We start from the raw sequence: 14,526 nt of genomic DNA, 5'->3' as shown, positions 1-14,526 counted from the left end.
GTCGTCGAAGTCGTCGAGAAGACCGGGCGGCCGATCAGGACTTGACCGACCGGTAGTAGTCGCGGGCTCCGTCGTGCAGGGGCAGGGGCTGGGTGTAGATCGCCGTCCGCAGATCCACCCGCTGCGCCGCGTGCACCTGCCGCCCGATCCGGTCGCGGCCGTTGATGACCGACCGGGTGATCTGCTCGGTGACCGCCTCGTCCGCGTCCTCGGTCGTCACCAGCAGGTTCGCCACCGCGATCGTGTCCACCGCCTCGGCACCGGCGATCCCGGGGTAGGCGTCGGGCGGCAGCACGGCCGCCCGGTAGTAGGCGGTGTGCGGCCCCCGCTCGCCGAGCGCGGGAAGCAGATCGCCCAGCGGCACCAGGCGGATGTCGAGAAAGCCCGCGAGCCGCGAGACGGCGGTGGTCGGCAGCCCGCCCGACCAGAAGAACGCGTCGATCCGCCCCGCCTCCAGCATGCGCGGCATGTCGGCGATGCCGTCGCGGAACGGCACCACGTCGGTGTCCATGTCGAGGCCCGCGGCGGCCAGCAGCTCGCGCGTCACCAGCTGCACGCCCGAGCCGTCCTGCCCGACCCCCACCCGCAGCCCGCGCAGGTCCTCCGTGGCCCGCACCTCGGAGGCCGAGGGCACGACGAGCTGGATGTAGTCGTCGTACAGCCGCGCGCACGCCCGCAGCCGGTCCGCGCCCGCGCCCCCCTGCGCCTGGTAGACGGCTATCGAGTCAGCCGTGGCGATCGCGTAGTCGGCCTCGCCCGAGGCGAGCCTGTCCAGGTTCTCCAGGGAGCCGACGCTGCGCTGCAACGCCATGTCGAGGTCGGGGGCGTCGTTCGCCAGCTGGCCGCGGAGCAGCTGGCCGTACTTGGCGTAGACTCCGCCGTTCACCCCGGTGCTCAGCGAGACCGAGCCCGAGACCCGGTCCTCGTCCCCGACGAGCGGTCGCCACAGCAGCGCGGCCGCCAGGGCCAGCACCACGACGACGCCCAGCAGCAGCGGCCGCAAGCGTCGGCGCGGGGAACCCACGAAGAGCATCAGAGCAAGGTAGCAGCGGAACGTAGACTTGGGGACCTGCGGTATCCGCTTCTCGCACCGAATGGGATTGAGTTCACGCATGCCCGACGTCGCACGCACCTATGAAGTCAGGACATTCGGCTGCCAGATGAACGTCCACGACTCGGAGCGGATGGCCGGCCTGCTCGAGCAGGCTGGCTATGTCCGCGCGGCCCCCGGCGGCGAGGCGGCGGACGTGGTCGTGTTCAACACCTGCGCGGTCAGGGAGAACGCCGACAACCGCCTCTACGGGAACCTCGGCCAGCTCGCCCCCCGCAAGGCCGCCCGCCCCGGGATGCAGATCGCCGTGGGCGGCTGCCTGGCGCAGAAGGACCGCGACACCATCGTGCGGCGCGCCCCCTGGGTGGACGTCGTCTTCGGCACGCACAACGTCGGCAGCCTCCCCGTCCTGCTGGAGCGGGCCCGGGTACAGCGCGAGGCCCAGGTGGAGATCGCCGAGTCGTTGGAGGCGTTCCCCTCCACCCTGCCCACGCGCCGCGAGAGCGCCTACGCCGCGTGGGTCGCCATCTCCGTCGGGTGCAACAACACCTGTACGTTCTGCATCGTCCCCGCGCTGCGCGGCAAGGAGAAGGACCGCCGCCCCGGCGACGTCCTCGCCGAGGTCGAGGCGCTGGTCGCCGAGGGCGTCTCCGAGATCACTCTCCTCGGCCAGAACGTCAACGCGTACGGCTCCGACATGGGCGACCGCCGGGCGTTCTCCAAGCTGCTGCGCGCGTGCGGCGCCGTCGACGGCCTCGAGCGCGTCCGCTTCACCTCGCCCCACCCGCGGGACTTCACCGACGACGTCATCGAGGCGATGGCCGAGACGCCGAACGTCATGCCCCAGCTCCACATGCCGCTCCAGTCGGGCTCCTCGCGGATCCTGCGCGCGATGCGCCGCTCGTACCGGCAGGAGCGCTATCTCGGGATCATCGAGAAGGTGCGCGCGGCCATCCCCGACGCGGCGATCACCACCGACATCATCGTGGGCTTCCCCGGCGAGACCGACGAGGACTTCGAGGAGACGCTGCACGTCGTGCGCGAGGCGCGCTTCGCCCAGGCGTTCACCTTCCAGTACTCCAAGCGCCCCGGCACCCCGGCGGCCGAGATGGAGGGGCAGGTCGCCAAGGAGGTGGTCAAGGAGCGCTACGAGCGGCTGGTGAGGCTCCAGGACGACATCTCCTGGTCGGAGAACAAACGCCAGCTGGGCCGCACCGTCGACGTGCTGGTCGCCGAGGGCGAGGGCCGCAAGGACGACGCCACCCGCCGCCTGTCGGGCCGCGCCCCCGACAACCGCCTCGTCCACTTCGCGCGCCCCGACGAGCCGGTCCGCCCCGGCGACGTCGCCACGGTGACCGTCACCTATGCCGCGCCCCACCACCTGCTGGCCGAGGCGCCCCCCGAGGCCGTGCGCCGCACCCGCGCGGGTGACGCGTGGGAACGCCGTACCGCGGCGCCCGCGCAGGGGACCCCGGGAGTGCTGCTCGGGCTGCCCACGGTCGGCCCGCCCGCCGCCGCCCCCGAGCCCGCCGGCGGCTGCGCGGCGCACTGACGCCCCGGCGCGCACGCCCCGGCGCCCGCGGGCGGCGGGGTTAGGCTGCGGCCATGCTCGTCGCCGCCGCTGTCTGCCCGTGTCCGCCCCTGCTGGTGCCCGAGGTGGCGGGGGGTGCCGCGGCCGAGCTCGACGAGGCCCGCGCCGCCTGCGACGACGCGCTCGGCGTGCTCACCGCGGCACGACCCGACCGGCTGCTGGTCGTAGGACCCGCGGCCCAGCCCGAGCGGGGCGCGTTCCCTTCGGGGGCGCGCGGCTCGTTGCGCGGCTTCGGGGTGGACGTGGGGGCCAGGCTTGGCGAAGGGCCGCCGGGCGAGCGCGAGTTGCCCCCGTCCCTGACCATCGGCGCCTGGCTGCTCGAACGCACGGGCTGGGCCGCCGCACCCGTGGAGGGCCTGGGTGTCGGCGAGTCGCTCGAGCCCGAGCGGTGTGCCGCCGTGGGCCGCGAGCTGGCTGCGGCGACCGACCGGCTCGCTCTGCTGGTGATGGGCGACGGCAGCGCGTGCCGCTCCTCGCGCGCCCCTGGCGCATACGACGAGCGCGCCGCCGCGTTCGACGAGGCGGCGGCGCGGGCGCTCGGCGAGGCGAACACCGCCGCCCTGGCCGCCCTCGACGCCGAGCTGGCCGAGGACCTGCGCGCGGCGGGCCGCTCGAGCTGGCAGCTGCTGGCGGGCGCGGGCGAGGAGGCCGGTCTCGCTGGCCGCCTGCTGTACCACGAAGCCCCTTACGGCGTCGGCTACTTCGTGGCCTCCTGGTCCTAGCTGTAACGACCCGCGGCGGTCCTTCGGGCCCCGCCGCTCCTCGCCCGTGGCTCAGGAGCGGGCCGCGCCCTCGCCCGCCCCGCTGTCCGCGGCCTCGGTCGCCGCGGTCTGCTTCGGGATGCCGACCTCGTCGGCCCCCTCGCCCTCGCCTCCTTCGGCGGCCCCCGAGGGCCGCGCGGCGGCGGCCTTCTCCTCGGTCGCCGCCGCGGCGGCCGCCCCGGCGCAGCACGCCGTCGGCTCGGCCGTCCCCTTGCCGCGGCCCCGGAACCAGGCAAACACTCCCATGACAACTCCCGATCTTCCGTGGGTGGATGACTCAGCAGCAGCAACGACCCGCGGCGCCCGCCGTCACGTCGCTCGTTCGAGGGCCGCGGGCGGATCTGGGAGACTGCCCCGCGTGAACAGCGCAGCCCACGCCCCCCGGGTCGTCGCCGTGGTCGGGCCGACCGCCGCGGGCAAGTCGGACCTCGGGGTCGCCCTGGCTCGGCGGCTCGGCGGCGAGGTGGTCAACGCCGATTCGATGCAGCTCTACCGCGGCATGGACATCGGCACTGCCAAGCTGACGCCCGCCGAGCGGGGCGGCGTTCCGCACCACCTGCTCGACATCTGGGACGTCACCAGGACCGCGAGCGTCGCGGAGTACCAGCGGCTGGCGCGGGAGCGGATCGACGCGCTGCTGGCCGCGGGGCGCGTTCCCGTGCTGGTCGGCGGCTCGGGCCTCTATGTCCGCGGCGCGATCGACACCCTGGACTTCCCCGGCACCGACCCGGCCGTGCGGGCGCGCCTTGAGGAGGAGCTGGAACGGCTGGGCAGCGGCGCGCTGCACGCCAGGTTGGCCGAGGCCGACCCGCCCGCGGCCCGCGCGATCCTGCCGAGCAACGGCCGCAGGATCGTCAGGGCGCTCGAGGTCATCGAGATCACGGGCGAGCCGTTCACCGCGCGGCTGCCGGGCGCCGCCGACGAGCGGTCCGTCTACCCGACGCTCCAGATCGGCGTCGGCGTGGAACGCCCCGAGCTGGACGCCAGGATCGCCGAGCGGGTGGACCTGATGTGGCGGGCGGGCCTGGTGGAGGAGGTCAGGTCCCTGGAGCGGGCCGGGCTGCGCGAGGGGCGCACCGCGTCCAGGGCGCTGGGGTACCAGCAGATCCTGGCCGCGCTCGCGGGGGAGTGCGGCCAGGAGGAGGCGCGCGAGGAGACCGTTCGCGCCACCCGGCGCTTCGCCCGACGGCAGGAGAGCTGGTTCCGGCGCGACCCGCGCGTGCGCTGGCTGAGCGGGGCGCGCGAGGTGCGGGGGGAGCTTGTGGACCAGGCGTGGGAGCTGGTCGAACGGACGGTCACATCCTGATCACGTGATGGCATCGGGACGCTCCAAGCGGACGGGACTGGTCCCCGGGCGTGCCATCATCGAGCGATGTCGCAACCGTGAAGCCGTTGAGTCTGGAGGGCGCGTGGCGATGGAGGCCAGCCCTCGTGAGAGCAACGGAACGACGGAGGGTGTGCCGCCCCGTCGGCTTCCGGACGACGAGACACTCGCGGCCCTCACCGAGGCCGCGCCCACCCAGGAACCGGAAGCGGACGAGATCGTGGACGTCGGGACGCTCGATCCCGTGGAGACCGGCGAAGCCGTCGAGATCATCGACGAGTTCAACAAGGACGAGTCCTATGCCGACCTGCGTCCGCCCCGTCGGCTGCGGCTCTCGCTCATCGCGCCGATCGCGCTGCTGAGCCTGCTCGGCTCGCTCATGTTCGCCTTCCCGCTCGCCTTCGCCTTCGACGAGGCGGGCGCGGTCGTCGCCATGCTCGGCCTGCTCATCGGGTGCAGCGCCGCGGGCTGGGGCATGATGGCCGCCCGCCGTGTCGGCTACACCTGGCCTGGGCTGCCGCCGCGCGGCTCGGGCCGCCGCCCCGACTGGCGGCTGCTCGCCCTCTACGGCCTCGGCTTCGCCGTGCTCGCCGTGCTCGCCGTCCTGCGGGTGGCCGCGCTGCGCTGAGTGTCGTCACCACGCGTTACGCTCGGGCAGGTGGGCACCGCACAGCAGCCCGTGCCGTTCCTCAAGGGACACGGCACGGAGAACGACTTCGTGATCATTCCCGACCCGGACGACCGGCTCGACCTCTCGCCCGCCGCCGTGGCACGCCTGTGCGACCGGCGCGCGGGGATAGGGGCCGACGGCCTGCTGCGCGTCGTGCGCGCCACCGGCGAGGCCGAGTGGTTCATGGACTACCGGAACGCCGACGGCAGCCTCGCCGAGATGTGCGGGAACGGCGTGCGGGTCTTCGCGCGCTACCTCCAGCGCGCCGGGCTCGCCAAGGGCGAGGGCGGGGACCTGCCCATCGCCACGCGCGCTGGCGTGCGCCGGGTGCGTTTTGAGGACGACGGGGACATCACCGTGGCGATGGGCGCGGCCGCGCTCCCCGCGGGCCGGGACCCGTCGGTCACCGTCACGGTGGGGGAGCGCAGCTGGCCCGCGCGCCACGTCGACATGGGGAACCCCCACGCCGTGGCGTTCGTCGCCTCGCTCGCGGACGCGGGCCCCCTGCGCGAGGCCCCCGCGGTCGACCCCGCCTCGGCGTACCCGCGCGGGGTGAACGTCGAGTTCGTGGTGGACCGAGGGCCGCGCCATGTGGCCCTGCGGGTGCACGAGCGCGGCTCGGGCGAGACCCGCTCGTGCGGCACGGGCGCGTGCGCGGCCATGGTCGCCGCGGCCCGGCGCGACGGGCTCGACCCGGCGGCCGACGGGCGCGCGGTCACCTACACGGTGGATGTCCCGGGGGGTCGGCTGGTGGTCACCGAGGAGGCGTCGGGCGAGGTCTCCATGAAGGGGCCCGCGGTGATCGTGGCCGAAGGGGCCCTGGACGCCGAGTGGTTGTATCGATCCTGGCCCCATCAGGCTCACATTTCAGCCACGTTTCCCAGAACATAAGTCACTCGAATGGGTGATCCACCACGATAGGGGCGGACGTCGGCGGGCGGGGCGTGGTGGGCTCGGTAGCATCAAGCACCGGCGCCGCTGCGGGACTACGCGGGAAGACTCCACGCCGATCGACCCCAGGTCGGTCGAGCTCGGCCGCGGACCGGTCACAGGACCGCGGGAGGTGCCCACCCCATGAGCGCAGGAGCGACCACGCCGGGCGACGCCGCCCGTGAACGCCGGGGCCACCGAAGAGACGTGCTGAGGCTGCGTCAGCTCGGCCGCGCCGCCGTCATCCGCTCCACCGTGCGCCACCGGCTTCCCGACGCCATCGAGCACGTCGCGCAGGCCCACCGCCGCCACCACCCCCGCGCCGACCTGGACACCCTGCGCCGCGCCTATCTGCTGGCCGAGTCGGCGCACCGCGGCCAGTTCCGCAAGAGCGGCGAGCCCTACATCACGCACCCGCTCGCCGTCACCCTGATCCTGGCCGAGCTCGGCGCGGAGACGACGACGCTCACCGCCTCGCTGCTGCACGACACCGTCGAGGACACCGAGGTGACGCTCGACCAGGTCCGCGCGGACTTCGGCGACGAGGTCGGCCACCTGGTGGACGGCGTCACCAAGCTGGAGAAGGTGGAGTACGGCGCGGCGGCCGAGCCCGAGACGTTTCGCAAGATGCTGGTCGCCACCGGCAGCGACGTGCGCGTGATGTCGATCAAGCTCGCCGACCGCCTGCACAACATGCGGACGCTCGGCGTCATGCGCCCCGAGAAGCAGGCCCGGATCGCCCGCGTCACGCGCGACGTGCTGATCCCGCTGGCCGAGCGGCTCGGCGTACAGGCCGTCAAGAGCGAGCTGGAGGACCTGGTCTTCGCCATCCTCCACCCCGAGGAGCACGCGCGCGCCCAGGAGCTGATCCGCCGTCACTCCGCGGGCCCCGACCCGCTGGCCGAGGCGGCCGACGCCGTCCGCGAGGTGCTGCGCGAGGCCGGGATCGCCGCCCGGGTCGTCACCCGCCCCCGCCATGTGCTCTCCGTCCACCGGGTCAGGCTCAAACGGGGCGAGCCCGGGCCCTACGACTACGGGCGCCTGCTCATCCTCGTCGGGGAGAACGCCGACTGCTACGCCGCGCTCGGCGAGCTGCACACGTGCTTCACGCCGGTGGTCTCGGAGTTCAAGGACTTCATCGCCGTCCCCAAGTTCAACCTGTACCAGTCGCTGCACACCGCGTTCGCGTTCGGCGGCGGGCGCATCGCCGAGGTGCTGCTGCGCACCCACGCGATGCACCGCGTCGCCGAGGCGGGCGTGATCGCCCTGGGCGACCCGCACCGCGCGGGCGAGGGCGACGCGGGGGCCGACGAGGAGCGGGTCGACCCCACGCGCCCCGGCTGGCTCTCCCGGCTGCTCGACTGGCAGCGGCAGATGCCCGACCCCGACACGTTCTGGACCGCGCTCCGCGACGAGCTGGCCAAGGACCGCGAGATCACCGTCTTCGGCGAGGAGCCGGGCTCGGGCCCGCTCCAGCTCCCCGTCGGCGCGACGTGCGTCGACGCCGCCTACGCCCGCCACGGCGACGCCGCCCACGCGTGCCTCGGCGTGCGGGTCAACGGACGGCTGGCCACGCTCCGCACCGTCCTGCACGACGGCGACACCGTGCACCTGCTGCTCGCCCCCGACGGCAGCTCGGGCCCCTCGCCCGAGTGGCTCGCGTACGCCACCACCCCCGCCGCCAGGATCCCGATCCTGCGGTGGCTCGACAGCCGCGAGGCCGCCGGGGCCGATGCGGGGCCCGATCCCGCGCCGCACCTCGGGCAGGCCGCGGGCGCCTCGGCCCCCGCGGCGCGCCGCGCCGCCGCCGACCCCGCCGACCGGGCCGCCGCGATCGTGGCGGATGTGCCGGGCGCCCCCGTGCGCCTGGCCCGCTGCTGTACGCCCGTGCCGCCCGACGGAGTGCGCGGCTTCACCGTGCGTGGCGGCGCCGTCACCGTGCATCGCGAGGACTGTCCGACCGCGGTCAGGATGACCGCGGCGGGGCGCCATCCCCTCCCGGTGACCTGGCGCTCCGAGTCCATCGGCTGCCGTGTCACCCTGCACGCCGAGGCCCTGGGTCGCCCCGAGCTGCTCGCCGACCTCACCGAGGCGCTGGCCGCCCATGGCGCCGCCGTGCTCGCCGCCGAGGTCGAGCCGCCGCGCGAGCACCGCGTGCGGCACACCTACACGCTGCGACTGCCCGACTCCTCAGGGTTGCCGCGCCTGATGCGCGCGATGCGCCGCGTGCCCGGCGTGTACGACGTGACGCGCGCCGCGCGCCTTCAGCCCTGAGCCCCGCGTCCGCGCTCCGCGCCCCCGCCCTTCCCGGCCGCGCCACCGCTTATCGGGGTGACGGCGGGCGGTCGCCGTGCCACCATGGCCATGCGCGGCCGGGAATGTTCCGGACCGCCCGGACGTTGAGGGGCGTGACGGTTCACTCTCGATGTGCCGCACCCGCGGAGGCCGTTCGGCTCAGCCGCGTTCCCCGACTCTAAGGACTGCATTGACCTTCTCTTCCCTTCCTCAGGACCACCAGCCCCGCACCACCGGACGCCGGGCCGACGCCCTGATGGATGAGGACGTCGCCCGGGGCGAGTTCGACCACGTGGACGGCGGCCAGTTTGACCGCGACGACCGCGCCGCGCTGCGCCGCGTCCTTGGGCTCTCGACCGAGCTCGAGGACGTCACCGAGGTCGAGTACCGGCAGCTGCGCCTTGAGCGCGTCGTGCTGGTCGGCGTGTGGACCTCGGGCACCGCGCGTGACGCCGAGCTGTCCCTCGCCGAGCTGGCCGCGCTGTCCGAGACCGCGGGCGCCCTGGTGCTCGACGGCGTGATCCAGCGCCGCGACAAGCCGGACCCGGCCACCTACATCGGCTCGGGCAAGGCGCAGGAGCTGCGCGACCTCGTGGTGGAGACCGGCGCCGACACCGTCGTGTGCGACGGCGAGCTGAGCCCGGGCCAGCTGATCCACCTGGAGGACGTCGTCAAGGTGAAGGTGGTCGACAGGACCGCGCTGATCCTCGACATCTTCGCCCAGCACGCCAAGTCCCGCGAGGGCAAGGCCCAGGTCTCGCTGGCTCAGATGCAGTACATGCTGCCCAGGCTGCGCGGCTGGGGCCAGTCGCTCTCGCGCCAGATGGGCGGCGGTGGCTCGTCGAGCGGCGGCGGGATGGCCACGCGCGGCCCCGGTGAGACCAAGATCGAGACCGACCGGCGGCGGATCCGCGAGAAGATGGCGAAGATGCGCCGGGAGATCGCGGACATGAAGCACGGCCGCGAGCTCAAGCGGCAGGAGCGCCACCGGAACAGAGTGCCGTCCGTCGCCATCGCCGGATACACCAACGCCGGGAAGTCCTCGCTGCTCAACCAGCTGACCGGCGCCGGAGTCCTAGTGGAGAACGCCCTGTTCGCCACCCTGGACCCGACCGTGCGCAGGGCCACCACGCCCAGCGGGCGCACGTTCACGCTGGCCGACACGGTCGGCTTCGTGCGGCACCTGCCGCACGACCTGGTGGAGGCGTTCCGCTCCACGATGGAGGAGGTCGGCGAGGCCGACCTGATCCTGCACGTGGTGGACGGCGCCCACCCGGCGCCCGAGGAGCAGCTGGCCACGGTCCGCGAGGTCATCAGGGATGTCGGCGGGCACGACATCCCCGAGATCGTCGTCATCAACAAGGCGGACGCCGCGGACGAGTTGGCGTTGCAGCGGCTGCTGCGGGCGGAGAAGCGGGCGATCGCCGTCTCGGCGCGCACCGGGCTCGGCGTCGAGCAGCTGCTCGAGTGGATCGACACCGAGCTGCCGCGCCCCGCGGTGGAGCTGGAGGCCCTGGTGCCCTACACCGAGGGCGGCCTGGTGTCCCGGGTGCACGCGGAGGGCGAGGTGCTGGCCGAGGAGCACACCGGCGAGGGCACGCTGCTCACCGCCAGGGTGCACGAGGAGCTGGCCGCGCTGCTCGAGCCGTACACCCCGGCCGTCAGCGGCTGACCGACGCGCCACGCGCCTAAAGGGGCCGCCCTCCGTCGCGGGAGGGCGGCCCCTTCGGCGTCCCTGTGGCCCGGCGTTCCCCTTGGCCGCTCAGCCGAGTGCTCGGCGTCGCACGGCGGGCCCGACGCCCGCGGGATCGGCGGCCAGCCCGCGCAGGATCAGCTGCACCCAGCGGCGCCGCGCGGTCGGGGGCAGGTCGTCGCCCGGCAGGTTGGTCATCGCCAGCATGAGGTCGGCGGCGGTCACGTCCGGGTGCAGCGAACCCTCTGCGTGGCCCGCCGCCACGATCCGTGCGAGCACGGCCCCGCTCTTCTCCGCGAGCCGGGGCTCGGCCTCGATGCCGCCGAGGTTGCCCACGGCCGCCTTGATGGTGCGGTCGACGCCCGCCGCCTCGCTGATCCGCTCGGTGAGCACGGTGAGCTCGGCGAACGCGCCGCAGCCCGCATCGATGCGGGCGACCGCCTCGTCGAGGTCCATGAGGATCCGTTGCACGAGGTCGGCGACGATCGCCCGGACGAGATCGGCCTTGGTGGGGAAGTGCCGGTACAGCGTGCCGACCGCCACCCCGGCCTCGCGCGCGATCTCGTCGATGCCGACGGCCTCGCCGTGCGCGGCGAGCAGCGAACGCGCCGCGCGCAGGATGTTCGCGCGGTTGCGCGCGGCGTCCGCGCGCAACCGGTGCGGTGCGCTCACGGGGCAACCTCCGTCCTGGGAAGTGCCCCTGAGGATGCCACAGCCGAGCGCGCCGGGTGGCCGAGATCGCATGGCGGGCCGCGGGAGGCGGCTCGCACGGAAGGGCGCCCGGGGTCGCGACTGCGAACGCGGGGGCGTTGACCGCTTGCCTGTCCTGGGCTTCCACCCCGCGGGGTGGATTACTTCCCCCCGTCATCCATGCGTCACACCGGTGGTGCATACTAGTCGGACCTTAGGCCCCGGGGCCGAAATGTCGACACTCGAAGCTGAATTCGAAAGTTAAACAACTGAAGTGCAGTAGACGCTGGTGAAACGGGCGTGTATCTCCTGTGAAGCTCTTATGGCTTACGGGGTGAGGAACGCCGGGTCCGGCGAGGGTGTTCGGGGGATCGCCATGAGTGACCTGCCCCGGCGTCTTCGGCCGCCCATGGGTGGACCTCGTGGCCAGGTGCGCGCTCATGCCCGCTGAAGGGTGATGTTACCAATCAGTCACAAGGGGGATGAGTGGTAATGGAGCTTGTCGAGCGCACCAAAGAGATGAGAAGTCTGGATCAATTTCTCGGCGAGGCGGGCGCGGGCTCGGGAAGAGTCGTTTTAATTTCAGGGCCCGTCGCGACGGGAAAAACGGAGCTCTCGGTCGCCTTTTCGCGAAAGGTGGCCGAATCGGGCGCACGGGTGATCAATGCCTTTGGCTCCGCCGAGGAACGGGATATACCGCTTGCTGTGCTCCGGCAACTTTCCGTTGACATCACCCGGGATGAGGCCGCCGATCCCTACCGGCTGACGCGCGCCATTTCCGGCCAGCTGCTCGACGCCGCCGGAGGGTTGCCGCTGCTCGTGGTGATCGACGACGTGCACTTCATCGACAGCGCGTCGCTCCACGGCGTCCTCCAGCTCATCCGCAGGATCCGCACCGAGCGCGTCATGCTCCTGATGACGCACGCCGACCACCCCACGCCGACCGTTCCGGCGCTCCACGCCGAGCTGCTGCGCAACCCCCACTGCCACCGCATGACCCTGGCCCCGCTCTCGGCCGACGGGGTGGCCCAGCTGCTGGCCAGGGACGTGGACGCGGAGCGTGCCGCCAGGTGGGCCGGCGACTGGCACGCGCTGACCGGCGGTAACCCCCTCCTCCTGCGCGCGTTCCGCCAGGAGTCGCTTGGCGCGGGCGAGAGCGGCTCGCTCACCGCGCGCCCGGTCGCGGGGGAGACGTTCACCGATGTCGCCCTGGCCTGCCTGCACCGCAGCGGCGCCACCGCCCTCGACGTGGCCCGCGGCATCGCGGTGCTCGGCCACGACGTCACCGCGGACCTGCTGGCCAGGCTACTCGGCGCCGACCTGGTGGAGCTGCACCGCGCGGTGCGCATCCTCAACTCCGGTGGCTTCCTCCAGTCGTTGCGCTTCCGCCACCCCGCGGTGCGCGCCGCGGTGCTCAAGGACCCCGCGTTCGACCGGCTGCCCGCCTGGCACTACGCCGCGGCCGAGCTGCTCGAGGCCGAGGGCGGGGCGCCCGACCGGGTGGCCGAACACCTCGTCGCCGCCGACCGGGCCGACGCGCCCTGGGGCATCTCCGTGCTCCTCGACGTGGCGGGGGAGGCGCTGCGGCGCAACGACGGGAAGTTCGCGCTGCGCTGCCTCGAGCTGGCGCACAGCCAGAGCCCGCCAGGGCCCGAGCGCACCGAGATCATCGGCATGCTGGTGCGCGCCGAGTGGCAGGTCAGCCCGGCCCGCGCGCACACCTATCTCGCCGAGCTGCTCGACATCTGGCGCGAGCAGGGCCTCCCCGACCGCGAGGCGCTCACGGTCGTCAAGGCCCAGCTGTGGTACGGCCGCACCGCGGAGGCCATCGAAGTGCTCAAGGGCACGGGGGAGTTCCCCGTGGACGGGGACGCCGCCACCGACCTCGCGGGCCTGCGGAGCTGGGTGCGGGCCTCCTACCCCGACCTCTTCCGCGACATCGAGTCCCTCTTCGAGCGCAGGCTGTCCCACGGCGCCGATGTCAGCGTCATCGGCGAGCCCGCGCCACCCGCGCTGTCCGTGCCGCCCGTTTCCCCGGCGCCCTCGGGCCCGGCTCCTGGCTCGGCGCCCGCGGACGCGTCGAAGGGAGCCTCGGAGCGGGCCCTGGTGCGCCACGCGGAGAGCGTCCTGCGGAACTACCGCATGGGCGACTGGTGGATGGCCGCGCCGAGCGCCGCGATCCTCGACCTGGTCTACGCGGACCAGCCGATGCGCGCCGAACGCTGGTGCTCGCGGCTGCTCCAGGAGGCCGAGTCCCGGGGGATGCGCGGCTGGCGGGGACTGATCCACGCCATCCGCGGTGAGATCGCGCGGCGCGGCGGCCGGATCCTCCAGGCCGAGGAGAGCTCACGCGCCGCGTTCGACCAGGTGCCGCCGCGCTCGTGGGGCGTGATGGTGGGCCTGCCCCTGGCCAACCTGATCGGCGCCGCCACCGCGAGGGGCGCGCCCGAGGAGGCTGAGGCCCACCTCGAACGCTCGGTGCCCGAGGCCATGTTCGGCACGCGGTTCGGCCTGCACTACCTGGAGGCCCAGGGCCACCACAACCTGGCGGTCGGCCGCCCTCAGGCGGCGCTGCGCCACTTCCTCATCTGCGGCCGCAGGATGGCCGGTTGGGACATGGACGCGCCCGTCCTGATCCCCTGGCGAACGGGCGTGGCCGAGGCGCTGCTGCGGCTCGGTGACCGGGCGGGGGCGCTGCGCCACCTCGACGAGCAGCTGGAGCGCCCGACCGGGTACCACCCCCGCGTCCGCGCGGCCGCGCTGCGCGTGCGGGCCGCCGCCGTCGAGCCGCGCCGGCGCGTGTCCCTGCTGAGGGAGGCCACCGAGCTGCAACGCGACTGGCGCCACGACTTCGAGCTGTTGCGCGCCCTCGCCGACCTCAGCTGCGCCTACCAGCACATCGGCGAGCAGCACCTGGCACGCACCACGGCGCGCCGGGCCTGGCACCTCGCGGAGCGCTGCCGCGCCGAGCCGCTGGCCCGACGGCTGCTGCCCTCGTACGCGACGGGCCAGGCGCCGCCGCAACGGGACGACGCCGACGGCCCGTCGGGGCGGCGGGAGGAGCATCGGCGGGAGCGGCCGGGGGAGCCGGGAGCGAGCGCAGACGTGGGCCAGGACGGGGCGCGGGAGGGCGGCTCCGACGCCGTCCTGAGCGCCGCGGAGCTGCGGGTGGCGGAGCTGGCCTCGCTTGGCCACACCAACCGCCAGATCGCGGGAAAGCTCTACATCACCGTCAGCACCGTCGAGCAGCACCTCACCCGCGTCTACCGCAAGCTCAGCGTCTCCCGGCGCGCCGACCTGCCCGACCGCCTCGGCGTGCGGCGGTGCGAGGCGTGACGCGAGGGGCGAGGCACGGGGTGTGACGCGGGTGTGACGCGGGTGTGACGCGGTGCCGTGCCCACCGTGGCGCGGCCCCGTGTTTCCCAAATTTGTATGTGAATTGTTTATGCGGCGAGTAAAGAATCGCGAATTCGGGTCCATTCAGCGCTCCTTGCGACCGCTTCTAGGGATCCTTTAGGGCG

General features: G+C 73.7%; 11 protein-coding genes. 8 read left to right on the top strand and 3 right to left on the bottom strand.

What is annotated here, in order from left to right; genetic code table 11:
• Positions 1 to 34: 34 nt before the first annotated feature.
• Positions 35 to 1,033 carry a TAXI family TRAP transporter solute-binding subunit gene (locus DEH69_RS22275; RefSeq protein ID WP_113688777.1) on the bottom strand — a complete coding sequence of 333 codons (999 nt, stop codon included), beginning with the start codon at positions 1,031 to 1,033 and terminating at the stop codon, positions 35 to 37.
• 79 nt (positions 1,034 to 1,112) lie between these two features.
• Between DEH69_RS22275 and miaB the strand changes: the two genes are divergently transcribed.
• Both miaB and DEH69_RS22265 read left to right on the top strand, forming a co-directional pair.
• On the top strand, positions 1,113 to 2,603 hold the full coding sequence (gene miaB, locus DEH69_RS22270) for a tRNA (N6-isopentenyl adenosine(37)-C2)-methylthiotransferase MiaB (RefSeq protein ID WP_113688776.1): 1,491 nt from the start codon (positions 1,113 to 1,115) through the stop codon (positions 2,601 to 2,603).
• 53 nt (positions 2,604 to 2,656) lie between these two features.
• Positions 2,657 to 3,364 (top strand): class III extradiol dioxygenase subunit B-like domain-containing protein, encoded by a 708-nt coding sequence (locus DEH69_RS22265; protein WP_113688775.1) that lies wholly within the window; start codon positions 2,657 to 2,659, stop codon positions 3,362 to 3,364.
• Between the two features lie 51 nt (positions 3,365 to 3,415).
• On the opposite strand, the gene DEH69_RS22260 is transcribed toward DEH69_RS22265, so the two are convergent.
• A complete protein-coding gene (locus DEH69_RS22260; protein ID WP_113688774.1) occupies positions 3,416 to 3,649 on the bottom strand; it encodes a hypothetical protein in 234 nt (77 codons plus the stop codon).
• 112 nt (positions 3,650 to 3,761) lie between these two features.
• On the opposite strand from DEH69_RS22260, the gene miaA reads away from it, so the two are divergent.
• The 5 genes from miaA (at position 3,762) to hflX (ending at position 10,294) form a co-directional block, all read left to right on the top strand.
• A complete protein-coding gene (miaA, locus tag DEH69_RS22255) occupies positions 3,762 to 4,709 on the top strand; it encodes a tRNA (adenosine(37)-N6)-dimethylallyltransferase MiaA (RefSeq protein WP_113688773.1) in 948 nt (315 codons plus the stop codon).
• 109 nt (positions 4,710 to 4,818) lie between these two features.
• Positions 4,819 to 5,355 (top strand): hypothetical protein, encoded by a 537-nt coding sequence (locus tag DEH69_RS22250; RefSeq protein ID WP_113688772.1) that lies wholly within the window; start codon positions 4,819 to 4,821, stop codon positions 5,353 to 5,355.
• Between the two features lie 30 nt (positions 5,356 to 5,385).
• Positions 5,386 to 6,288 (top strand): diaminopimelate epimerase, encoded by a 903-nt coding sequence (gene dapF, locus DEH69_RS22245; protein ID WP_113688771.1) that lies wholly within the window; start codon positions 5,386 to 5,388, stop codon positions 6,286 to 6,288.
• A gap of 183 nt (positions 6,289 to 6,471) precedes the next feature.
• Positions 6,472 to 8,601: a bifunctional (p)ppGpp synthetase/guanosine-3',5'-bis(diphosphate) 3'-pyrophosphohydrolase gene (locus DEH69_RS22240; protein ID WP_113688770.1), complete on the top strand. Its 2,130-nt coding sequence runs from the start codon at positions 6,472 to 6,474 to the stop codon at positions 8,599 to 8,601.
• Between the two features lie 211 nt (positions 8,602 to 8,812).
• Positions 8,813 to 10,294, top strand: coding sequence for a GTPase HflX (hflX, locus tag DEH69_RS22235; RefSeq protein ID WP_258534875.1), 1,482 nt, complete (start codon positions 8,813 to 8,815; stop codon positions 10,292 to 10,294).
• Positions 10,295 to 10,384: 90 nt separating this feature from the next.
• On the opposite strand, the gene DEH69_RS22230 is transcribed toward hflX, so the two are convergent.
• Positions 10,385 to 10,987, bottom strand: a complete 603-nt coding sequence (locus DEH69_RS22230; protein ID WP_181727553.1) for a TetR/AcrR family transcriptional regulator — start codon at positions 10,985 to 10,987, stop codon at positions 10,385 to 10,387.
• A 510-nt stretch (positions 10,988 to 11,497) separates the two neighbouring features.
• Between DEH69_RS22230 and DEH69_RS22225 the strand changes: the two genes are divergently transcribed.
• The gene (locus DEH69_RS22225) at positions 11,498 to 14,341 is read left to right on the top strand and encodes a LuxR family transcriptional regulator (protein ID WP_113688767.1); all 2,844 of its coding nucleotides are present in this window, start codon (positions 11,498 to 11,500) and stop codon (positions 14,339 to 14,341) included.
• The last annotated feature ends 185 nt before the right edge of the window (positions 14,342 to 14,526 follow it).

Source organism: Streptomyces sp. PT12 (assembly GCF_003311645.1).
GTDB lineage: Bacteria > Actinomycetota > Actinomycetes > Streptomycetales > Streptomycetaceae > Streptomyces.
The sequence above is the reverse complement of the archived record's forward strand: the minus strand, read 5'-3'. Positions and strand labels throughout refer to the sequence as shown.

Excerpts from the sequence above, each read along its gene's own strand:
- DEH69_RS22225 (WP_113688767.1), top strand. The coding sequence starts at position 11,498 with ATGGAGCTTGTCGAGCGCACCAAAGAGATGAGAAGTCTGGATCAATTT.
- DEH69_RS22275 (WP_113688777.1), bottom strand. The coding sequence starts at position 1,033 with ATGCTCTTCGTGGGTTCCCCGCGCCGACGCTTGCGGCCGCTGCTGCTG.
- DEH69_RS22250 (WP_113688772.1), top strand. The coding sequence starts at position 4,819 with ATGGAGGCCAGCCCTCGTGAGAGCAACGGAACGACGGAGGGTGTGCCG.
- DEH69_RS22265 (WP_113688775.1), top strand. The coding sequence starts at position 2,657 with ATGCTCGTCGCCGCCGCTGTCTGCCCGTGTCCGCCCCTGCTGGTGCCC.
- miaB (WP_113688776.1), top strand. The coding sequence starts at position 1,113 with ATGCCCGACGTCGCACGCACCTATGAAGTCAGGACATTCGGCTGCCAG.
- DEH69_RS22240 (WP_113688770.1), top strand. The coding sequence starts at position 6,472 with ATGAGCGCAGGAGCGACCACGCCGGGCGACGCCGCCCGTGAACGCCGG.
- DEH69_RS22260 (WP_113688774.1), bottom strand. The coding sequence starts at position 3,649 with ATGGGAGTGTTTGCCTGGTTCCGGGGCCGCGGCAAGGGGACGGCCGAG.